Source organism: Kocuria sp. WRN011 (assembly GCF_002295155.1).
GTDB classification, from domain to species: Bacteria; Actinomycetota; Actinomycetes; order Actinomycetales; family Micrococcaceae; genus Kocuria; species Kocuria carniphila.
In genome coordinates this window covers 67,895-88,597 of record NZ_NSGI01000009.1, presented here as the reverse complement: position 1 = coordinate 88,597, position 20,703 = coordinate 67,895, and the positions used below count along the sequence as shown (strand labels likewise).

General features: G+C 65.0%; 17 protein-coding genes. 8 read left to right on the top strand and 9 right to left on the bottom strand.

The genetic code is table 11. From position 1 onward, the window contains the following. Nucleotides 1–13: 13 nt before the first annotated feature. Nucleotides 14–721 carry a GntR family transcriptional regulator gene (locus CKW39_RS12895; protein WP_095798522.1) on the top strand — a complete coding sequence of 236 codons (708 nt, stop codon included), beginning with the start codon at nucleotides 14–16 and terminating at the stop codon, nucleotides 719–721. Between the two features lie 4 nt (nucleotides 722–725). On the opposite strand, the gene CKW39_RS12890 is transcribed toward CKW39_RS12895, so the two are convergent. The 4 genes from CKW39_RS12890 to CKW39_RS12875 all read right to left on the bottom strand — a co-directional run bounded on the left by CKW39_RS12890 (nucleotide 726) and on the right by CKW39_RS12875 (nucleotide 5,218). Then, complete coding sequence (locus CKW39_RS12890; RefSeq protein ID WP_095798561.1) at nucleotides 726–1,526, bottom strand: putative hydro-lyase; 801 nt, start codon at nucleotides 1,524–1,526, stop codon at nucleotides 726–728. A 5-nt stretch (nucleotides 1,527–1,531) separates the two neighbouring features. Then, nucleotides 1,532–2,791, bottom strand: coding sequence for an NRAMP family divalent metal transporter (locus tag CKW39_RS12885; protein WP_254049415.1), 1,260 nt, complete (start codon nucleotides 2,789–2,791; stop codon nucleotides 1,532–1,534). Between the two features lie 300 nt (nucleotides 2,792–3,091). Then, a complete protein-coding gene (locus CKW39_RS12880) occupies nucleotides 3,092–3,547 on the bottom strand; it encodes a DUF4870 domain-containing protein (protein ID WP_173674331.1) in 456 nt (151 codons plus the stop codon). A 66-nt stretch (nucleotides 3,548–3,613) separates the two neighbouring features. After that, a complete protein-coding gene (locus tag CKW39_RS12875; protein WP_095798520.1) occupies nucleotides 3,614–5,218 on the bottom strand; it encodes an ABC transporter permease in 1,605 nt (534 codons plus the stop codon). 95 nt (nucleotides 5,219–5,313) lie between these two features. On the opposite strand from CKW39_RS12875, the gene CKW39_RS12870 reads away from it, so the two are divergent. Then, entirely contained in the window at nucleotides 5,314–5,958 is a 645-nt protein-coding gene (locus CKW39_RS12870) for a TetR/AcrR family transcriptional regulator (RefSeq protein ID WP_095798519.1), read from the top strand. A 237-nt stretch (nucleotides 5,959–6,195) separates the two neighbouring features. Further along, nucleotides 6,196–7,824 carry an ATP-binding cassette domain-containing protein gene (locus tag CKW39_RS12865; RefSeq protein ID WP_095798518.1) on the top strand — a complete coding sequence of 543 codons (1,629 nt, stop codon included), beginning with the start codon at nucleotides 6,196–6,198 and terminating at the stop codon, nucleotides 7,822–7,824. Nucleotides 7,825–8,091: 267 nt separating this feature from the next. On the opposite strand, the gene CKW39_RS12860 is transcribed toward CKW39_RS12865, so the two are convergent. From CKW39_RS12860 to CKW39_RS12850, 3 genes are all read right to left on the bottom strand, one after another. Then, nucleotides 8,092–8,754, bottom strand: a complete 663-nt coding sequence (locus CKW39_RS12860) for a CPBP family intramembrane glutamic endopeptidase (protein ID WP_254049414.1) — start codon at nucleotides 8,752–8,754, stop codon at nucleotides 8,092–8,094. Nucleotides 8,755–8,817: 63 nt separating this feature from the next. Next, the gene (locus CKW39_RS12855; protein WP_095798516.1) at nucleotides 8,818–10,275 is read right to left on the bottom strand and encodes a tryptophan-rich sensory protein; all 1,458 of its coding nucleotides are present in this window, start codon (nucleotides 10,273–10,275) and stop codon (nucleotides 8,818–8,820) included. Between the two features lie 329 nt (nucleotides 10,276–10,604). Next, nucleotides 10,605–11,060, bottom strand: a complete 456-nt coding sequence (locus CKW39_RS12850; protein WP_095798515.1) for an Lrp/AsnC family transcriptional regulator — start codon at nucleotides 11,058–11,060, stop codon at nucleotides 10,605–10,607. A 265-nt stretch (nucleotides 11,061–11,325) separates the two neighbouring features. Here CKW39_RS12850 and pdhA point away from each other — a divergent pair, with 265 nt between their 5' ends. Genes pdhA through CKW39_RS12835 form a run of 3 tightly spaced genes read left to right on the top strand, consistent with a single transcriptional unit; the run spans nucleotide 11,326 to nucleotide 15,338 of the window. Further along, nucleotides 11,326–12,618 (top strand): pyruvate dehydrogenase (acetyl-transferring) E1 component subunit alpha, encoded by a 1,293-nt coding sequence (gene pdhA / locus CKW39_RS12845; RefSeq protein WP_095798514.1) that lies wholly within the window; start codon nucleotides 11,326–11,328, stop codon nucleotides 12,616–12,618. Continuing rightward, nucleotides 12,618–13,628, top strand: coding sequence for an alpha-ketoacid dehydrogenase subunit beta (locus CKW39_RS12840; RefSeq protein WP_095798513.1), 1,011 nt, complete (start codon nucleotides 12,618–12,620; stop codon nucleotides 13,626–13,628). The genes pdhA and CKW39_RS12840 overlap by 1 nt, the downstream gene beginning before the upstream one ends. Nucleotides 13,629–13,631: 3 nt before the next feature. Beyond that, on the top strand, nucleotides 13,632–15,338 hold the full coding sequence (locus CKW39_RS12835; protein ID WP_095798512.1) for a dihydrolipoamide acetyltransferase family protein: 1,707 nt from the start codon (nucleotides 13,632–13,634) through the stop codon (nucleotides 15,336–15,338). A gap of 56 nt (nucleotides 15,339–15,394) precedes the next feature. On the opposite strand, the gene CKW39_RS12830 is transcribed toward CKW39_RS12835, so the two are convergent. Both CKW39_RS12830 and CKW39_RS12825 read right to left on the bottom strand, forming a co-directional pair. Then, a complete protein-coding gene (locus tag CKW39_RS12830; RefSeq protein ID WP_095798511.1) occupies nucleotides 15,395–16,516 on the bottom strand; it encodes a polyprenyl synthetase family protein in 1,122 nt (373 codons plus the stop codon). 4 nt (nucleotides 16,517–16,520) lie between these two features. After that, the gene (locus CKW39_RS12825; RefSeq protein ID WP_158222950.1) at nucleotides 16,521–17,729 is read right to left on the bottom strand and encodes a cytochrome P450; all 1,209 of its coding nucleotides are present in this window, start codon (nucleotides 17,727–17,729) and stop codon (nucleotides 16,521–16,523) included. Nucleotides 17,730–17,957: 228 nt separating this feature from the next. Here CKW39_RS12825 and CKW39_RS12820 point away from each other — a divergent pair, with 228 nt between their 5' ends. Both CKW39_RS12820 and CKW39_RS12815 read left to right on the top strand, forming a co-directional pair. Next, nucleotides 17,958–18,722, top strand: a complete 765-nt coding sequence (locus tag CKW39_RS12820) for a succinate dehydrogenase cytochrome b subunit (RefSeq protein ID WP_095798509.1) — start codon at nucleotides 17,958–17,960, stop codon at nucleotides 18,720–18,722. After that, on the top strand, nucleotides 18,719–20,677 hold the full coding sequence (locus CKW39_RS12815; RefSeq protein WP_095798508.1) for a fumarate reductase/succinate dehydrogenase flavoprotein subunit: 1,959 nt from the start codon (nucleotides 18,719–18,721) through the stop codon (nucleotides 20,675–20,677). The genes CKW39_RS12820 and CKW39_RS12815 overlap by 4 nt, the downstream gene beginning before the upstream one ends. The last annotated feature ends 26 nt before the right edge of the window (nucleotides 20,678–20,703 follow it).

Sequence of the window (20,703 nt, the reverse complement as noted above, 5' to 3'; positions counted from 1 at the left end):
AGAGGATGGGCCGGTGACCAGTAACTTCGCACTCGAACCCCCCTCGGCACCGGTTGCCCCCGTCCACGGCCCGCCGACGCCGCTCGGTGCGCACCGCGCGCAGGCGCGCGCACTCGCGGCAGGCCGGCTGCGCGAGCGCATTTCCGGAGGGCATTTGGCCCCCGGGACCAAGCTGTCGGAACACGTCATTGCCCAGGAACTGGGCGTTTCGCGGAACACGCTGCGCGAGGCGTTCACAATGCTGGCGGAGGAGTCGCTGGTTGATCGCGTGCCCAATCGCGGGGTCTTCGTCGCACATCCGACTGCCGGCGATGTGCGGGAGATTTACAACGCGCGGCGGATCATCGAGCCGGGGGCGGTGTTGTGGGGCTCCTGTTCGGAGCAGGTGCTCACGGGGTTGTGGTCTGTGATCGAGGCGGCTCGGGCTGCTCGTGCGGCCGGGGACATTATGGGCATGGCTGACGCCAATCAGCGTTTCCACCGCGGGCTCATGGATCTGACCGGTTCGGACACCCTGGTCACGACCATGGACCGGTTGCTGGCGCGCATGCGGCTCATGTTCCACTCGATGTCCACGGATCCCGGTTTCCACGGGGACTACGTGGACCGCAACGCCGAACTGCTGCGGCTGCTGGAGGCCGGTGAACGCGAACGGGCTGCCGAATCACTGCGGGAGTATCTGAGTTTCGCGGAAGCACAGTTGTTGGACCACGTGGAATAGCGGTTCAGGGCACCTGGTAGTCGGAGTCCTTGGCGTCCGTGATGAGCATGTGCCCCGGTGCGTGAGAAATCGCGAACTGCGGCCGGCATTCCATCACGGCCGCCTGCGGTGTCACACCGCACGCCCAGAAAACGGGGATGTGACCCGGCTCGATCCGGACGGGGTCGCCGAAATCCGGCTGGTTGATGTCGTTGATTCCCAGCTCCTCGGGGTTGCCCACGTGCACGGGAGCGCCGTGGACGGCGGGATAGCGAGAGGTGACGCGAACGGCGTCGGCCACCTGTGACGCGGGAACCGGACGCATCGAGACCACGAGCGGGCCGGAGAGAGACCCCGCCGGTTCGCAGCGCCGGTTGGTGCGGTACATGGGAACGTTCACGTCCTGGTCGTTGTGTGCCATGCGGATGCCGTTGTTCAGCAGGGCGTCCTCGAACGTGAAGGAACAGCCGACCATGAAGGTGACCAGGTCGTCACGCCAGTACTCGGTGATGTCCGTGGGGCGGGCGATGTCGCGGCCGTTCTCATAGACCACGTACTGCGGGAGGTCCGTGCGGATGTCACCGTCCTTGAGCAGCTCGCCGGTGGTCTCCCCCGCGTCCAACACCCCGAGGACGGGGCACGGTTTGGGGTTGCGTTGGGCGAACAAGAGCACGTCGAAAGCAAGTTCACGCGGAACGATGATGAGGTTGGCCTGCGCGTATCCGGCGGAGATTCCGGACGTGGGACGCAGCAGGCCGCGGCGGAATCGTTCCCTGGCCTCTCGGGGTGTGAGACGTGCCAGGTCTACGTGGTCCGTGGTTTTCATGTCCGTCAGCTCCACAACTTGGTGAGCCCGGCCAGGGAGTTCCAGCCGAGGAACAGGGTGAGCAGCCACGCGAGCACACCAATGACCAGGAGCCACGTGGGATACACGTACCCGTGCAACAGATCCCGGCGGCGCCAGGCGACCCACAGCAGGATGGCGAAACCGAACGGGAGGATCAGGCCGTTGAACGCCCCCGCGAAGATCAACAGGGTCTGCGGAGCCTGACCGAGTGAGAGGTAGGCAACGGTGCACACGAAAATGAAGGCGACGGTCAACAAGTTTCGGGTGCGCGGGCTGCCGGAGGACGTGGTCACGAAGGAGATGGACGTGAAGGCCGCGCCGATCACGGACGTCAGGGCCGCGGCCCACAGCACCACGCCGAAGATCCGCACGCCGATCTCTCCGGCGGCTGCACCGAATGCTTCGGCGGCCATGTTGTCGCTGGTCAGTGCCACTCCCCCGGCCACCACGCCGAAGATCGCCAGGAACAACAGCACACGCATGATGCATGTGACCAGGATGCCCAGAACGGAGCTCCGACTGATCTGCTTGACGTTTTCCACACCGCTCACACCGGAATCGATCATGCGGTGCGCACCGGAGTAGGTGATGTAGCCACCTACGGTGCCGCCGATCAACGTGGTGATCACCAGGAAGTCGATTTCCTCGGGGAGCACCGTATTCTTGAGCGCCACACCCACGGGAGGGGCAGCAACGATGGCCACATAGAGCATCAACAGGATCATGACGGCGCCCAGCAACACCACGATCCGGTCGAGCGCCATGCCGGCTCGCTTGGAGAGGAAGATGAGGATCGCGATGGCAGCGGAAATGCCGCCGCCGATCTTCGGATCCAGCCCGAGCATCGCATTGAGTCCGAGCCCGGTTCCGGCAATGTTGCCGATATTGAACACGGCTCCACCCACGAACACCAGCGCCGCCAGCGCAATGCCCGCGCCCGGGAGGACCTTGCTGCCGAGTTCCTGCGCGCGTTGACCGGAGATGCCAATGACCCGCCAGACGTTCAGCTGCACGGCAATGTCCACCAGGATGGACACCAGAATCGCAAACGCGAACGCCGCTCCGAGCTGGACCGTGAACACGGTGGTCTGGGTGATGAATCCGGGGCCGATGGCGCTGGTGGCCATGAGGAACATGGCACCGAGCAGCGCGGTGCGGTGGCCGCCGGAGTTCGTCTTGACCGGCTTGCCACCGGATTGAGAGGGCTGGTCGGGCTGCCCGGACCGGGGTGCTGCTGTCGACATGTCTTCATCCGATGGGTCGGGGTGACTGGGGTCACAGATTGACGTGTTGCCGGAAGACTACAGGTTGTTCAACAATTCGAGCAAGGGATTGTTCAACAACTTGGCCGCCACTCGAACGGAGGGCTGCACTGCTGCGTGGAGCCCCCGCCCGCTGAATCGCACCCTGGCAACCGTCGAAGCTGAATTCGGGCATCCCTCGGCCACCCTCAAGATCACGGGCACGAAAAAGCCACTCCGGTTGAACCGGAGTGGCTTTTTGATGTCTCAGAGCTACGGCCAACAAGCCGCCGCTCACCACACTCAGCGCAGGATGGGCAACTGCATCGGGTAGCGGTAGACCTCACCGTTGTTGGCACGAACGGCGGCCACGATATGGCAGACCAGGAGCAACACCCAGTAGGCGGCGATCAAGATGAATCCAACCGGGATCAGAATGACCGTGAAGATGCAGATCCAACCGATCACGTTGATGATCCACAGGGTCACGTTGAAGTTGAACGCGCCGGCGGATGCGGCACGCAGGAACGGGCTCTTGTCCTTGTAGATGAACCACACGATCAACGGGCCCAGGAAGCCCAGCCAACCCACCGAGATGATGGCGGCAATGGGTCCCGACAGGTGCGTCAGGATGGCCACGGTCTTTTCATCGTTCTGAGGACCGCTGGAACCGGTCCGGCGGTGGGTGTCGTAGTTGTCGTAGCCGCCGGCACCGCCGGAGCGGTAGTCCGGGCGAGGTTGCTGCGGTTCGTAACTCATGGCATCTCCGTCAAGGTTGTGATCCACCGGCGGTGGAGGGTGCGGGGGTTTCCCGTTAGCTCCAGCCTAAAGTCCGGAGCCCACCACTGCATTGAGGTTTTCCCCACTCTTCACCACCGGCTGACCTCCAGCTTCCGCAGCATCTGTGGCCTGCGACTCCCCGTGGCCCGCAGAATGCTTGCCGGGCCCGCGAGAACCGCGGTGACCAAACTTGCGGTCATAGGCGCACCCCGCCATCAGTGCCACAACAACGGCGACGAGCAGGATCAGAGAGATCCCGATCAGCCCCGACCGCAACCCGGCATCCGCATTGGCGTCGAAGTACAGAAGCGATCGCACCATCATGAAGATGTGATGCAGCGGCTCAATGGGGGCGATGATCCGGAAGAAGTCCGGCACCGCCTGCAACGGCACCACGGCGCCCGCGGTCGGCAGCCCCATGAACACCAGGTAGACCATCGAGATCAACATGCCTGCCGAGCCGCCCAGTGTGATGAGCGCGAACACCACGGCAGAGACTGCGGACAGCGACAGCCAGCCCGCGAAGAACAGCGCCAGGCCATGCGGCACCGGCATGCCCACGCCTGCGGCGACCCACAGCATCAGGGCTGAGGTGGGTCCTGCTGCCACGGTGAACAGGCCCCACTTGATCAGGAAGTTCAACCACCGCGGAAGACCCACGCGCGGCAAGTCTCGGAACAGCGGACCCATTTCGAACGGCGCCATGCCCATGCGGGCATCCATCAGAACATTGACGGCGATGGACCCGGAGAGACCGATGACCAGCAGGATAATCGCGTAGTAGAACGCGCCCATCCCCAACGCTGTGCCCTCTTCAAGCTCTTGATAGGGCTTGGTGTCCACGTTCACCGGATCCCGCAACAGATCCGTTGAGACGGAGCTGACCTTGGGTGCTAGTTGATCCGCCACCTGCTTGGGAGTGTTGGCCTGGGCTTCCTGAAGTTGCTGCGCGAACTGCTGCACGGCAGGACCGCCCTGCGCAGCCGACCGGGCCAGTTCTTCGGACTGCTGATCCTGCTGCGATTCGAGTTCCGACAGCACCTGCTCGTAGGCCTGCTGCTGGGCGGACTGCGCAGATTTCACAAGTGATTCACCCATCGTGGAGCTGGCTTGCTCCAGCCCCGGCTGCACAGCCTCCGTGGCGATCCGAGTCCCGAGAGAACCTGCCTGCGGGTCCGTGTACAGGGTGATTTCCGGCCGAGCCGCAGACTCCTGCGTCAGAGAGCCCCTGACCATGCTCACCGTGTCCTCCGAGAAGGACTCCGGGATGACCACCACTCCGAACAGCTCGCCGCGCTCCAATTGGTCCTGCGCCTGATCCCAATCCAGCCGACGCAGATCCAGCCGCTCATCCTTACCCGCCTCGGATGCAAAACCGTCCTCGATGCGGTGACCGTAATTCTGCTTCTCGGTTCCACCGCCCTCTCGCGGCACGTCCGCCCCGCGATCCTGATTGACGATGGCCACCGGGAAGTCCTTGAGGTGACCTGCCGGATTGGACAACCCACCCAGATACAGGGCCGTTCCGAGGACCGCCAGGACCATGATGACCACCGCCGGAAGCGCCCAGAACGTTGCCGAATAGAACGGTCCGCGCTGCCGCCCCGCTGCTTGATGAGAGGCGCGCGCGCCTAGTTTGCCGTCTGCCATAGTTCCCCTGAATGTGATTTGGATACATTACTGTATCGAGTTTTCACATTCACGATACACTGATGTATCGAGGCGGCAAGAGGGAGCGAGTAAAAGTGACTGACCAGACGTCACACGGAACGGACGAGGACGCGGACAAGCGGTCCCGGACGGCCACGCGCAGGAGGCTCGTGGCGTCGTCGGCGGGGGTTTTCGCCGAGAAGGGGATCGACGGCGCCTCCATCGGCGAGCTGTGCGCGGCCGCCGGCTTCACGCGCGGAGCCTTCTACTCCAACTTCGCGACCAAACTGGATCTGGCGGTGGCGGTCTTCGAGAACCTGGTGGAAAGCCTGATCGAGCGCCTCGACTCGGAACTGGAGCAGTGGCTCGACTCCGACGCCGGCACCGAGGAGGTCGTCACCCGCATCATCGAAGGCGTCACGGACCAGTCGTCCAACATGAACGTGCAGGCCGTCCGCCTCGAGCTGTTCCTCGCAGCATTCCGCTCGAGTGAAGTTCGCGATGTCGTCCGACCGTTGCGCAACAAGCTCTACGGCGCCGTTGAAAACGCGCTGGGCCGCGTAGCGGAGAGCCAACACCTGGAGTTCACGATCCCTGCGTCCGACATGACCCGACTCATGCTCACCAGCTACAGCGGTCAGCTGACCGACCGCATGGCCATGGGTGAAATCACTGATCAGAAGGTCATTCCCACCATGTGGCTCGCGTTCACCCGCCCCGCAGGCCAAGCGGAGCACTAGATTTCTCGCCGGCCCGGGGTTACGCTTCTCGGGTCTTGTTGTCCACGAAAGGTGTGCGCTGTGAAGCTTGCCGGTTCTCTCTGAGCCCGCCGCTGCACGCGCTTCTTCACGCTTTCGTTCCTTAATTGACGACGCCGCTCTGACCCTTCTCTTTCTTGCTCGCCTTTCGTAGGCGGTTGCTGAGGGCCATTTCATGGCGCGGCAGCGGATCATCCTCTTTCTTTTCAGGAGATCCACATGACCCATTCACAACAGACACTCATTACCTTTAGCGGCCTCGGCGTCACCTGGGCTGATGGCACGGAGTGCTTCACCGATCTCTCCGGTTCCGTTCCGCGAGGAGTTACCGGGCTGGTCGGCGACAACGGAAGCGGCAAGTCCACGCTGCTGCGAGTCCTCACGGGACAACTCGCCCCGACGGCAGGGTCGCTACACCGCGCAGCCAGCATCGCGCACGTCCCTCAGGACGTCACCGCGAAATCCGAATGGACGATGGCCCAACTTCTGGGTATCGACCGCATCCTGAAAAGTCTCCGCGCGATCGAGGCGGGCAGTGTGGAGGAGGCGGAGTACGACGTCGTCGGCGATGACTGGGATATCGAGGAGCGCGCGCAGGCGGAACTGGCCGCGCGCGGGCTTCCCACCGACCTGGCACGGTGCGTTGCGGAGCTGTCGGGCGGTGAGATCGTGCGGGCTGCGCTGGCCGGAGCGGTGCTGCGGCGGGCGCAACTGACCGTGCTGGACGAGCCCACCAACAATTTGGACACCGCCGCACGCGAGGACCTGTTCGCGACCGTGCGGGGGTGGAAGGCGTCGCTGTTGATCGTGAGCCACGACCGGCAACTGTTGGAGCTCGTGGATCAAATCGTGGAACTGCGGGACGGGCGGCTCACCGAGTTCGGTGGCACGTACAGCGAGTACGAGACCTACCTGGCCACCCAACAGGAGGCGGCGCTGCGCGAAGTTTCTCGCGCGGAGGCTGAGGCCAAGAAGCAGAAGCGGGAGCGTGTCGAAGAGGAGACCAAGCTGAGCCATCGGGTGACCCGGGGCGAGAAGTTCAAGCGACAAAAGCGTAAGCCCGGCATGGTCATGGGCAACGATGCGATGTCGGCTCAGGTTCAGGCGGGTAAGTTACGCGGCATCCTAGCCGACAGGGAGAAGACGGCCGCTGCTGCGGCAGCTGAAGCTCGGGATGCCTTGCGTGCGGATCGGCACATCCGCGTTCAGCTGCCCCAGACCGTCGTGGCCAATGGGACCAAGGTGCTGGAGTTGGAGCGATCCCTTACCGATGGTGACACCGAACGGCTCGATATGGCCGGCCCGGAACGGGTGCGGCTGGCCGGTCGGAACGGTTCCGGGAAGACCACGTTGCTTGAACGAGTGGTCGCGTGGACGGCCGATTCCGCCGATTCCGCCGAGGGGCCACGCGATGCGGATCTAGCGGGTGTCGCCCCGTGGACCGTGCGCTACTGCATCACCCCGGTGTGGTACGTCCCGCAGCGATTAACCGTGGAACGTCCGGAGCTCACTTTGGTTCAAGAGCTGCAGCTGGCCAACCCAGCGGCAACCGAGCATGCGTGCCGCGAAACGCTCGCTCGATTCCTGTTCCGAGGTGCGCAGTCTGACAAGCGAATGGGTGAACTGTCCGGCGGTGAACTGCTGCGCCTTGCGTTGGCGCGGGTGCTGACCTCTGAACCCGCTCCCAAGCTGCTCATCCTGGACGAGCCCACTAACAACCTGGACCTGCGGTCGGTGGATCAGTTGGTGGATGCGCTCACCGCGTTCGAGGGTGCGCTGCTGGTGGTCAGTCACGACGACAGCTTTATCGAGCGGATCGGGGTGATGAGGTCATTGGAGTTGGACTGAGTCCGAGGCCTGAGTATGTTCCATCGAGGTGACCATTCGAGCATCTATTCGCGGACGCAGAAATTTGGCAGCCTTATGAGATGACAAACGACCCGGAATCCCACGCAACGGGGGACTCACGCCAGGGAGCCTTCGATGCGGACAACCCAGAGAGCTTTGATCGCGCAAACGGGGTACTTGATCGAGATCTCACTGTAAGTCAGCTTTCGGCTGTTGCTCGTCAAAGATATGCGGACCTGTTCCGGAGCCTAAGTGGCCGATAGCTCGTTAAACCACCTGCGGCAACACCAAAAGCATGGTCAGCGACCAGATCAGGTGGGCGATGATCGGCGGCGTCAGCGACTGGGTCCGCTCACGCAGCACGGCCACCATCACACCCATGGCCGCGGCGGCAAAGGCCAGCAGTGGCACCCCGGCCAGGGCGGTGACTGCGGTGTACAGCACCGTGGTCACGACCATTCGGTATCCCGGCTTCACGGCCCTCCACAGGGCACCTCTGTAAAACATCTCCTCCGCAACGCCATTGACCGCGGTGGTGATCAGCACGAACACCAGGCTGCCCACGCGGGCGTAGTCCAAGAGTTCGTCCACGGGGTCGCGGAGGAACGGGATGAACCGCACCAAGAAGGCACCCGCGAAGAAAACGAGAGCTAGGAGCACACCGCCCACCACGGCGTCGCGAATCCCGCGCCGGGAGGCATGCCATCGAAACCTGCTGCCCACCAACCGAACCGCCACGAGGCTGCCCACGATATAGATCGCCGCCAGAATGAAAGTGGCCGGGTAGAACCACGGATCGCCCGCCTCGATGCGCAAGGACCACGCGAGGGCGGCAGCCGCCAGCACTCCGGTGATGATGACGGCCACTCGAGAAGCCCCTCCGGGTAGTACCGGCTGCGCATCGGTGGACGGTGCTTCGGAATCCCTCACGGTGCTGCCTTTCACAAGGGTTGATGCTCGGGTCTATGCTGTGCCGGAGCGCGCGTGCGAGTGTCAGTCCCGGCGCGGGTTCAATGCCCGGATGGTTCCCGTGAGCACCGCGGCGAAGGCAGTCCACCCGGCGTACGGCGCGAGCACCACGCCCTTTTCCATGGACACCTTGCCCGACCGGCGCACCAAGTCCGCCGTGCTCGCGGCCAGCGCGATTGATTCTACGGCTGCGGGGCCCAGCTGCTTGCGGTCGAAGAACAGAATGCTCCACCCGGCGTTGAGCACCAGGTTGGTCGCGAGGGCTGCTACGTATGCCCGTTGTTCCTTGGTGCGGCCCTGCTCTCCCAGGTCGGCAATCGACAGCGAGCCGATCGCCGCGATATCTGCATAGAGCGCCGTCCACGTGACGGGGAACAGCCACGAGGGCGGCTGGAACGCGGGCTTCTTCAGGGTCTTGTACCACGTCGAGTTCGGCTTGGTTGCGAGCGATCCGACGACGGCGGTCGCGGCCACTCCCGCGGTGGTCGCCCAGAAAATCTTGTTCCACCGGGAGGTGTCCAGGTTCTTGACCGCGGCGCGTACGGCATCGTGGAACGAGGTGTGGCCACCCGGCGGCGGGCCAACATAATCGTCCAGGTCGCGCTCGCGCACCACGGTGTCGTGCTGGAGACTACCGATGAGCGGGCGCACCAAATTCGACTTCACCGGAGTGACCAGACCGATCCAGTACGCGGCCAGTTCCGGAGTGGTGACCGGTGCCGTCAGCATGAAGCGCGGGATCTTGTTCAGCGCGCTTGCGTACTCCTTGAGCATGTCGGCGTACTCAAGAGGTTCGGGGCCGCCCACGTCGAAGGTGCGATTCACGTCCTCGGGCAGGTCCGCGGCCCCCACCAGGTAGTGCATCACGTCGGCCACGGCGATCGGGTGGATGTGATTACGCACCCACTTGGGGGCAATGGCACCGGGAAGCCGCTCGGACAGGTGGCGGATCATGGTGAAGGATGAGGACCCATCCCCGGTCACCACACCGGTTTGCAGTGCCGCGGTCGGAACACCGGAATCCATGAGCACCTTGCCGACTTCCACGCGGGAACGCAGGTGATCCGAGAGGTCTTCGGTGGCAGTGTCTGCGGGGTGCAGCCCGCCCAGGTAGATGATCCTGTTGACGCCCGCGTTGTGTGCGGCCGTGGCGAAGGTGTCCGCCATGGACTTCTCTTCCTCCACGAAGTCCTCCGAGTCACCCATCGAGTGGAGCAAGTACCAAGCGGCGTCCACGTTTTCCATGGCGCGAGCAATGTCCTTGGCATCCGAGGCGTCCCCTTCGACAACCTCTGCCTGACCCGGGCCGGCTTCCTGGCCATCCGCTACCACGCGGTCACCCCACGGTAGGTCGCGGACCTTGTCCGCGCTGCGGCTGAGCAGTCTGACCCGCCAACCCCGGTCAAGGAGTTCCTGCGCGACGTTGCCGCCGATATACCCCGTGGCACCGGTGACCAGCGCCAATCGTGTGATGTCACTCATGAGAACCCCTCATTCTGATGGACCTGGCGCGGACACGTCGCCGCGCAGTAGTTCGCCTACTGAGCATCGCACTGATCAGCGGCTCTCCGTGGTCCCACACCTGGAGATCTGCTGTGTGCGCCGGATTCTGATCTACGTAACGGCCAGGGCAGGGAAAGCCGTGCTTTTTGATCAACGCTACGACCCAAATTTCTGGCACCCTGCAAATCCATCGACGTTGCGTCCCTAGAACTCGTGAATTCTGGCTTCATCGTCGACCAGATTGCAGAGCCGGGCCGGGCATGGCTTCACCGTCGATCAGCGAGCAGCACTCGCCGCAAACGACCTAACTAACCCCGCGCATCCACGTCCTCAAAGATCAGGAAGGTCTGGGTGTCCACCACTTCGGGCATGGGCTGGATTTTCTCGAAGATCACGTCGCGCAGTTCCGTGGTGCCGCTCGCTCGCACCAGAAGCATCACATCGAACGTGCCACCCACCAGTGCCACGTGCTGCACCTGAGAAATCTGGCGCAGCTTGGCACACAGGGATGGCCACGTGTTTTGCTTCAGCCGCACGGTCACGTATGCGGACGCTTCCAGGCCCGCCCGCACCGGATCGATCACCGCCGTGTACCGCAGAATCACGCCCTGATCATGGAGCTTCTTGATCCGCTCGTAGGCGTGCGCACGCGAAATATGCACCCGACTCGCCAGCGCCGTGACCGATTGCCGCGCGTCCCGGGTCAATTCGTCCAGGATCCGCCGATCCGTATCATCCAGATCCGCCCGCCGCTTCTCCGCCATCTCGCTCCTCTTTCTCCACGCACTTCGCCGACGACGACGACGCCCGCCACCTTCACGTCCACGCGGCCCGCCAGCCAGCGTCCAACGGGCGCCGTGACCCGCCCGACAAACCGTCATGACGTACGTCACATCAGACCATATTGTCCACGATGAGTCCCTGGAGTGCACTTTTGTCCAGTGCATCCCCGAAGTGGGGAGACAACTGACCAATAGTTCTCATACTTGGATCACGAAACGTCTGAACCAACCATGGAAGGGGTCGGCCATGAGCGAGCCCACTTCACCCGGCGGCGATCCCGCAGCCGAAACCCCCACGACGAACTCCACGACACCGGAATCACCGGAGAACGCCGCGGCTCAGGAGACCGCGCCCGGCGCAGTCGACGAAACCCCCGCAGAGGACACCGCACCCGTGATCCCGGCGGTGGAAGCGTCCAAGAATTTCGGCATCACCCCGGAGGCCTACATGCTTCCGGCAACCAGCGAGATCCAGCTGTTGTCCCCGGATGGACAGCCCGTCCCGGACAGCGAGCAGGGCCCCGAACCGGGTCACGAGTACCCCTTGCCCTCGACCGAGCAGTTGCTCAAGGCCTACGAGAAACTCGTGGTGGGTCGTCGCATCAACGACCAGAACATGGCGTTGGTCCGGCAGGGCCGCATGGCCGTCTACCCCTCGAGCCACGGTCAGGAAGCATGCCAGGTCGCCGCGGCCATGTGCTTGGGCGACAACGACTGGCTGTTCCCCACCTACCGCGACTCGGTGGCCGTGATGTCCCGCGGCGTGGATCCGCTCGAGGTCATGAGCACGTTCCGCGGTGACTGGCACGGCGGCTTCGATCCGCGCGAGTACAAGGTCAGCATCCAGGCCACCCCGCTCACCACCCAGCTCCTGCACGCAGTGGGCGTGGCACACGCGGCCAAGCTGCGCGGCGAGGACACCGTCACCCTGGCGATGTGCGGCGACGGCGCCACCTCCGAGGGCGACTTCCACGAAGCCCTCAACTTCGCCGCCGTATTCCAATTGCCCGTCCTGTTCCTGGTGCAGAACAACGGTTATGCGATCTCCGTGCCGCTGTCCTCCCAGACCCACGCCCCCACGCTCGCGCACAAGGCGGTCGGCTACGGCATGGCCGGCGAGCGCGTGGACGGCAACGACCTGGCCGCGCTGCTCTCCGTGCTGGGCCGCGGCGTCGACCTGTGCCGCCAGGGCAAGGGCCCGCTGCTGGTCGAGGCCATGACCTACCGCATGCAGGCGCACACCAACGCGGACGATGACACCCGCTACCGCGAGCGCGACGAGGTCTCCGAATGGGTCGCCAAGGATCCGATCACGCGCATGCAGCGCTACCTGACGGATCAGGACGCCCTGGACGACGCCGCGTCGGAGCAGATCTCCACGCACGCCGAGGACATGGCCAAGCGCTTGCGCGAAGCCATGGCGACCAAACCGGAACTGGACCCGCAGGATCTGTTCCGCCACGTCTACAGCGAACCCACCACCCAGTTGCGCGAGCAGTCCGATCTGCTGGCCGACGAACTGTCCCGAGAGGAGGCGTGATGAGCGTCCAGAAAGTCAGCTTTGCCAAGGCGCTGAACACCGCTCTCGCGGACGCCCTGGAAACCGATCCGAGCGTGCTGGTCTTCGGTGAGGACGTGGGAACCCTCGGCGGCGTTTTCCGTATCACCGACGGCCTGACCGCCAAGTTCGGCCGCGAGCGTTGCTTCGACACTCCCCTGGCGGAGTCCGGGATCATCGGCACCGCCGTGGGCATGGCCATGAACGGCATGCGCCCGGTGGTCGAGATGCAGTTCGATGCTTTCGCCTACCCCGCGTTCGAGCAGATCGCCTCGCACGTGGCCAAGATGCACAATCGCACCCGCGGCAAGCTGGGAATGCAGATGGTCATCCGCATTCCCTACGGCGGCGGCGTGGGCGGTGTGGAGCACCACTGTGATTCCTCGGAGTCCTACTACGCCCACACCCCGGGCCTGAAGGTCTTCACCCCGGCCTCCGTCACGGACGCCTACCTGATGCTGCGCGAGGCCATCGACTCCCCGGATCCCGTGGTGTTCTTCGAGCCCAAGCGGTTGTACTGGTCCACCGCCCAGATCGACCTGGACGAATTGCGCGAGCAGTACGCGAACGGGACCGCACCGAAACGCGAAGGGCACGCCGTCGTCGCTCGTGAAGGCACGGACGCGACCCTGATCAGCTACGGCCCGTCCGTTCCCGTGTGCTTGTCCGCTGCGGAAGAAGCCGCGCAGGACGGGATGAGCGTGGAGGTCATCGACCTGGGCACCATCGTGCCCTACGACGACGAAACGGTCGCCGCATCCGTGCGCAAAACCGGCCGCGCCGTGGTCGTGGCCGAGGCACAGGGCTTCGCGTCCGTGGCCTCGGAGATCGTGGCGCGCACCCAGCAGCGCTGCTTCCATTCGCTGGCCGCGCCGGTCCTACGGGTCGCGGGATTCGACATCCCCTACCCCTCGCCGGCTTTCGAACACCATCACATCCCCAGTGTCGAGCGGATCCTCGACACCCTGGACGAACTGCAGTGGGAGGACTGACCCGTGAGCATCAATGTGTTCCATCTGCCCGACCTGGGCGAAGGTCTCACCGAGGCGGACATCCTGCACTGGCTGGTCGCCGAGGGTGACACCGTGGCCATGGACCAGCCGATCGTGGAGGTCGAAACCGCCAAATCAGCGGTCGAGATCCCCAGCCCCTTCGAGGGCACGGTCCACAAGTTGCACGGCGCGGAGGGCGAGACGCTCACGGTGGGCCAGTCGCTGATCTCGGTCTCCGACGGCGCCGAAACCCCGGCCTCTGAGGACGCCCCGGCACCCGCCACGGAGGCTTCAGCCACCGAATCCGAGGACTCTCCCGCACCCACCCAGGGCGCGAGCTACCGCGAGGAGGAGCGCGCGGGAACGCAGCCCTCCGCCGAGGAGTCAGCGGACGACAGTTCCGACGAGTCCTCCGGCAACGTACTGATCGGCTACGGAACCACCTCGGGTGGTTCGTCCCGCCGACGCCGCCGCGGCAAGTCCGCGCGCACGTCCGGCGGTTCCGCGACCGGCCAGTCCGGTGCCGCGTCCCACACCCACGACGCGCTCACCGCGGCACCGCGCATGGCCCCCACGGTCATCTCGCCGCTGGTGCGCAAGCTCGCCAAGGAGCATGGCGTGGACATCACCGGGCTCATCGGAACCGGTCCGGGCGGACTGATCATGCGTCAGGATATCCGGGCCGCTCTGGATCAGGTGGACGATCAACGACGCCGCTCGGATGCGGCCGGCCCCGCGCCCACCGGTCTCGCGACGCCACCTCCCGCTCCCCCGGCTCCGGCCGCGCCGGCAGCTCCCGGCTCAGCGGCGCATCACACGTCGGTTCCGCCCACGCCCAGCAAGGGGTGGCCGGCCACCGCCGCGGACCCGGGCCACTCGACCCTTCCTCCCCATGCGAGCGCGGCCCGCGGCGGGAAGAGGACAGGCGAGGCAGGGGCGGAAACGGCGGCGTCGGCGAATGTCGCTGGCACGCACGGGCAGAATGTGGACTCGCGAACCGGCCTGGCCGTGGCGCAGCGCGAACCCGTCAAGGGCGTGCGCAAGGCGATATCCGATGCGATGACGCGCTCGCGCACCGAGATTCCCGAGGCCACCATCTGGGTGGATGTGGACGCGACCGAGTTGCTGAATCTGCGCGCGAGCTACAAGGCCAAGGACCCGGAGAACGCGCCGAGTCTGCTCGCACTGCTGGCTCGTTTCACGCTGGCCGGGCTGCGCGCCTTCCCGCAACTGTGTTCGCGGCTCGAGACCCACGAGGACGGCACGCGCTCGATCGTGCGCTTCGACGGTGTGAACCTGGGCCTGGCCGTGGAATCCGAGCGCGGACTGCTGGTTCCCAACCTGCGCAACGCGGATCAGCTCAACACCGTGGAGCTCAACCAGCGCATGCGCGAGGTCATCGAAGTGGCCCGTTCCGGCAAGGCGAGCCCAGCGGAGCTGTCGGGCAGCACGTTCACGCTCAACAACTACGGCGTGTTCGGCACGGACGGCGCCACGCCCATCATTAACCACCCCGAGGTGGGCATCCTGGGCATCGGACGCATCATCGACAAGCCCTGGGTCGTCAACGGTGAACTCGCGGTCCGCAAGGTCACCACACTGACCCTCGCCTTCGACCACCGCGTGTGCGATGGCGGTTCCGCGGGCGGGTTCCTGCGCTTCGTGGCCGACGCCGTGGAGGACCCGACCAGCGCGTTCTTGCGGATGTAGCGGCTCGGGTACCGGCCGGCGCCTTACTTCCGGCGGCAGTGCATCGTGCGGTGGACCTACTTGGTCCGCCGCACGATGCCGTCCGTGGTCTCCGACAGCTGCTCCACGAGCGTGGTCGGCAGCTGCGAATCTTCCAGCAGGTCCTTGGCCCGTTGAGCAGCCTGCTCCGCCATGCGCTCCACGCCGGCGCGGGCACCGCAGCGTTCCAGCAGGTCCTTGGCTGCGTGGGCGTCCTCATCGCTCAGACCTTCTACCGCGGCCCGGTCCAGAATCTCCCGCAGTTTGGGTCCGTACGGCCCGTGTTCGGCGAGGGAGATGAGCATGGTCCGTTTGCCCTCGCGCAGATCCGATTGAGCCGACTTGCCGGTCCGTTCGGGGTCGCCGAAAACGCCCAGGACATCGTCCGCGAGCTGGTAGGCCGTACCCATGGCCCGGCCGACATCGCCGAGCACGTTGACGTCCGCCACGGGAGCACCACCCAGCACGGCACCTGCGGTCAATGGGGCTTCAAATGAGTACGCGGAGGTCTTCAGACGCGTGGCCAGTAGGATTTCCTGATTGGACACCGTCAAACCGGGCAAGGCGTGCTCAACGTCCAGGAACTCGCCGGCTGCAGACCGGAACACCGCTTCGTCCAGGATCGCAAGCAGCCGCAGCAGTCGCGATTCCGGCGCATGCGACGTGGCGATCAGCCGGTACGCGCCCGTGAGCGCGAGGTCACCGGCCAGGATTCCCACGCTGCGCCCATACTGTTTCGCGTGTTCGGTTCCCCCCGCCGACGTCGCTCGGGCACCCAACGCCATCCGGGTCGCCGCGCGCCGTTCGGCCGCCGCGTTGACCGTGGGTTGGTGACGGCGCAGCTCGTCCTGGTCTATCACGTCGTCGTGAATGAGCAGGGCGGTGTGGAGCAATTCGAACCCTGCACCCACGGCGTTGATGACCGGGTGCACGGGACGGGCCGGATAAGAATGGGTGGCCATGTGCAGCAGTTGCGGCCGCACACCCTTGCCCCCGTTGGCCACGCGGGCGATCTCCCGCCACAGCTCGGCGAACCGAGGATTGACCTGCTCCGCGCGCTCAATGGCGTTGTTCAGGAACCCCTGCAGGGACTTGGATGCGGTGAACTCCTCCACGGGCCGGCCCGTGCCGCTCTGTGTGTACGAGGAGTACTTCTTCATGCCCCTATTTCAGCACACCGCTCTGACCAGCTGAGGAAAGCCCCACGCGCAGCCCCTCCACCCTGTATCCGGCGATCAACGCGTCAGTGAACAGCTCGGGCGCGGCCAATTGCTCCACCTCGCGGCTGAATAGTTCGCGCAAGAACACGTCGGTCTCCTGGATGGCGACGAAGTGACCCGGGCAGCGGTGGGCACCGTCGCCAAAGGCTGCGCCTTCGGGACGAGCCCCGCGCGGAAGTTTGCGCTCGGGACAGACCTCGCGGGGCTGGTTGAAGACCTCGGTGTCCACATTGGTGTCCTTGACGGACATCGTGATCATGTCACCGGCGGGAATCGTGTAGCTCTGGCCGTCGTGTTCGACCTCGATGTCCTCGGTGGCGCGGCGGTAGAGCAGGCCCACCACGGGTTCCAAGCGCAGGATGTCGTGCAGGATCGCATATCGCTCACCCTTACCCGCCACCATGAACCGCTCCTGCAGCGGCTTGTTCTCGAGCAAGTGCCACACAGACATGGCAATGAACTCGCGCGTGGTGACCATGCCCGCCGCGGCGTAGGTGAGGCACTCGGTCGCAATTTCCGTCAGGGTGTAATTCTGATCGAGCAGGTGCGAGATCACGTCTGCTCGGCGCTCCTTCTTGCGAGCTTTGACCGCCGGGCGAACGTCGTGCCATGTGAATGTGGCCACCGGGAGGCTGTTCAGGGACGAGCGGATCGTGAACCACACCTTGTGCACAGCGTTGCGAGGTGTCTCGGTGGGATCGGCGTCGCTGCCGAAAAGTTTCATGAGGCGCCGCCCCATGGCGTCCGGATCGGTGCCGTCCAGGCCCACGATGTGCGCGGCCACCCGAACGGAGTACCCCATGGCCGCCTCGCCCAGGTCGAGCGACCCGGTGCGGTCCAGCTCAGCCAAGGTCTCTTTGGCGTAGCGGTCCATGAGCTCGCGGTAAGTGGTGTCCACGGTGGTGGGCGCGAAGAAGCGAGCGATCATGGAGCGCTGCTCGCGGTGCTCCGGGCCGTCCGAGAACAGGACGGGATGGCGTGACTTGCGCAGTCCCGCACGCACCTGTTCGGCGCGGAAACCAGCCTGCAGAGTCTTCTGGTTCCGCAGTACCTGGCGTGCAAGGTTCAGCGAACTGATGCGCCAACCGTCACCCACCCTCTCGATGGGGATGCCGGTGTTCCATTCACCGTCGGTGGCTTTTCGCTGATCCATATCCTGGCTGTCGCTCCGCCCTGTCACCGGGCACTGGTTCGCAGTCGGGGCCCCCGCGGGGCCGTCCGCCGCCATACGTTCGGCACTCACATCCCCCATTGTCACTCACGAAAGCACCTGTGGATACAGCGCGCCATACCCCCAATGCTGAGGACACCCCGGATAAGCTGGGGTGAGAGGTCGCCGGGAGCTGCGTCCGCAGCTTCCGTCTACGAAGCTGGAGCCGCCATGTCAGCACCCGCCCCTGCCCGTCCGAGTGGATCCGCGCCCGTCACGCGCGCCGGTCACCGCAGCCGGTTCTCATCCGTGGCTGCCAAATACATCATGGCCATCACCGGTCTGATTTTCTCGGCCTATGTCCTGGTCCACATGATCGGCAACCTCAAGGTCTATCAGGGCCCCGAGGCCTTCAATTCGTACGCGCACTGGCTGCGTAACGCGTTCTACCCCGTGCTCCCCTACGAGGGTCTGCTCTGGATCCTGCGCGTGGTGCTGCTGGTCAGCGTGATCGCCCACATCGTGTGCGCCCTCATTCTGAAATCCCGTGCTCGGCGCGCCCGCGGCGGTGCCCGCGCGCCCAGCATTCGCCGACGCCGCGGCCTGGGCCTTTCCGTGTTCGCCGGCCGATCGATGCTGGTCACCGGTGTGGTGCTGTTGCTGTTCGTGATCTTCCACATCCTGGATCTGACCACGGGCACCTCCCCCGCGGCCCCGGACGGCTTCCAAGCCGCCACGCACGAATCGTCCTACGCGTATTCGAACCTGGTGGACTCGTTCAGCCGCTGGCCGGCCTCTCTGATCTACATCGTGGCCATGCTGGCCCTGGCCCTGCACCTGCTCCACGGCCTGGTGAGTTCGGTGTACGACCTGGGCATCGGCGTGGGTTCCAAGGCCCGCAACATTCTGGCCGCGGTGGCCCTTCTGGTGGCCCTGGTGGTCGCTCTGGGCAACATCACCATTCCCGTGGCTGTTCTGACAGGACTGATTTCATGAGCTCCCCGTTGACCGACCGCGCCTCCGAACCCCTGGACGGCCGCATTCCCGACGGCGATCCGGCCACCGCATGGGCTCGCCGGAAACTCGATTACAAACTGGTCAGCCCGCTCAACCGGCGTAAGTTCCGCGTGATCGTGGTGGGTACGGGACTGGCCGGGGCGGGATGTGCTGCCGCGCTCGGGGAGCTGGGCTACGACGTCGTCGTCTATACCTTCCACGACGCCGCCCGCCGTGCCCACTCGGTGGCGGCCCAGGGCGGTATCAACGCGGCCCGCGCGAAGAAGGTGGACAACGATTCACTCGAGCGGTTCGTCAAGGACACCGTGAAGGGCGGGGATTTCCGCGGGCGCGAGGCCGATTGTTTCCGTCTCGGGGAGGAATCCGTGCGCGTCATCGACCATATGGACGCGATCGGCGCACCGTTCGCCCGAGAGTACGGCGGGCAATTGCGCACCCGGTCGTTCGGTGGCGTGCAGGTCTCGCGCACCTATTACACGCGTGGCCAGACGGGTCAGCAGCTGCAGGTGGCGGCGTCCCGTGCGCTGCAACGCCAGGTGGGCACGGGCAGCGTGGATCTGCGCACGCATCGCGAGATGCTGGATCTGATCGTCAAGGACGGTCGCGCGCAGGGCGTGGTGTGCCGCAACTTGTACACCGGCGAGATCGAGGCGGAGACCGCTCACGCCGTGGTGCTGTGCACGGGCGGCTACGGCAACGTGTATTTCCGCTCGACGCTCGCGCACAATTCGAACGTGACCGCGGCCTGGCGGGCGCACAGGCGCGGAGCGTATTTCGCGTCCCCGTCCTTCATCCAGTTCCATCCGACCGCGTTGCCGGTGAGTTCGCACTGGCAGTCCAAAACCACGCTGATGAGTGAGTCGCTGCGTAATGACGGACGCATCTGGGTTCCGGCGCGGGCCGGTGACGACCGCCCACCCAACGAGATTCCCGAGGACGAGCGCGACTACTACCTGGAGCGCAAGTACCCCGCGTACGGCAACCTGTCCCCGCGAGACATCTCCTCTCGGGCGGCGCGCGAACAGATCGAGGCGGGCCACGGCGTGGGCCCGCTTAAGAACAGCGTGTACTTGGATTTCCGAGACGCCATGGAACGGCTGGGCAAGCCGACCATCAAGGAGCGCTACGGAAACCTGTTCTCCATGTATTTCGATGCAACAGGTGAGGACCCCTACACCCAGCCCATGCGCATCGCTCCGGGCGCGCACTTCGCGATGGGTGGGCTGTGGAGCGACTACGACATGATGACCTCAGTACCCGGCTTGTTCGTGGGTGGCGAGGCCGGATGGGGCTATCACGGCGCCAACCGGTTGGGCGCCAACTCACTGCTCTCGGCGTGCGTGGATGGCTGGTTCACCCTCCCGTTCTCGGTGCCCAACTTCCTGGCTTCGCATCTCGGGACCGCTCCCCTGTCGCTTGACGACGACGCCGTGCGCGCCACGGTCGACGACGTCAAGGCCCGCACGGAGCAGCTGCTGTCCATCGGTGGAACCCGCGGTGCAGACGACTTCCACCGGCGACTCGGCGACATTTTGTACACGGGTTGTGGAGTGTCCCGGACGGTGTCCGGATTGGAAACTGCCCTCAACGAGATCCGCTCCTTGCGTTCGGAATTTTGGAATGACTTGCGAGTTCCGGGAACGGGGCGGCAGCTGAACCAGGAACTCGAGCGCGCGGGTCGCGTGGCCGACTATCTGGAAATGGCCGAACTCATGTGCCTGGATGCCTTGGACCGCGACGAGTCCTGCGGCGCGCACTTCCGTGAGGATCACCAGACCGAAGGCGGCGAAGCGCAGCGCGATGACGAGAACTGGGCGTTCGTATCCGCGTGGGAGCACGTGCCCGGCACGCCCGAGCACCCGGGCACGCCCATACGGCACGCGGAACCACTGTCGTTCGAGACAGTTCCGCTGCAGACCAGGAACTACAAGTGATGTCCGCCCATGAACGCTTCCGATTC

Bases quoted from the DNA above. Each gene is read 5' to 3' on its own strand.
- CKW39_RS12890 (WP_095798561.1), bottom strand. From the start codon at position 1,526: ATGAAAACCACGGACCACGTAGACCTGGCACGTCTCACACCCCGAGAG.
- CKW39_RS12885 (WP_254049415.1), bottom strand. From the start codon at position 2,791: ATGTCGACAGCAGCACCCCGGTCCGGGCAGCCCGACCAGCCCTCTCAA.
- CKW39_RS12880 (WP_173674331.1), bottom strand. From the start codon at position 3,547: ATGAGTTACGAACCGCAGCAACCTCGCCCGGACTACCGCTCCGGCGGT.
- CKW39_RS12875 (WP_095798520.1), bottom strand. From the start codon at position 5,218: ATGGCAGACGGCAAACTAGGCGCGCGCGCCTCTCATCAAGCAGCGGGG.
- CKW39_RS12865 (WP_095798518.1), top strand. From the start codon at position 6,196: ATGACCCATTCACAACAGACACTCATTACCTTTAGCGGCCTCGGCGTC.
- CKW39_RS12855 (WP_095798516.1), bottom strand. From the start codon at position 10,275: ATGAGTGACATCACACGATTGGCGCTGGTCACCGGTGCCACGGGGTAT.
- CKW39_RS12850 (WP_095798515.1), bottom strand. From the start codon at position 11,060: ATGGCGGAGAAGCGGCGGGCGGATCTGGATGATACGGATCGGCGGATC.
- pdhA (WP_095798514.1), top strand. From the start codon at position 11,326: ATGAGCGAGCCCACTTCACCCGGCGGCGATCCCGCAGCCGAAACCCCC.
- CKW39_RS12840 (WP_095798513.1), top strand. From the start codon at position 12,618: ATGAGCGTCCAGAAAGTCAGCTTTGCCAAGGCGCTGAACACCGCTCTC.
- CKW39_RS12830 (WP_095798511.1), bottom strand. From the start codon at position 16,516: ATGAAGAAGTACTCCTCGTACACACAGAGCGGCACGGGCCGGCCCGTG.
- CKW39_RS12825 (WP_158222950.1), bottom strand. From the start codon at position 17,729: ATGGATCAGCGAAAAGCCACCGACGGTGAATGGAACACCGGCATCCCC.
- CKW39_RS12820 (WP_095798509.1), top strand. From the start codon at position 17,958: ATGTCAGCACCCGCCCCTGCCCGTCCGAGTGGATCCGCGCCCGTCACG.
- CKW39_RS12815 (WP_095798508.1), top strand. From the start codon at position 18,719: ATGAGCTCCCCGTTGACCGACCGCGCCTCCGAACCCCTGGACGGCCGC.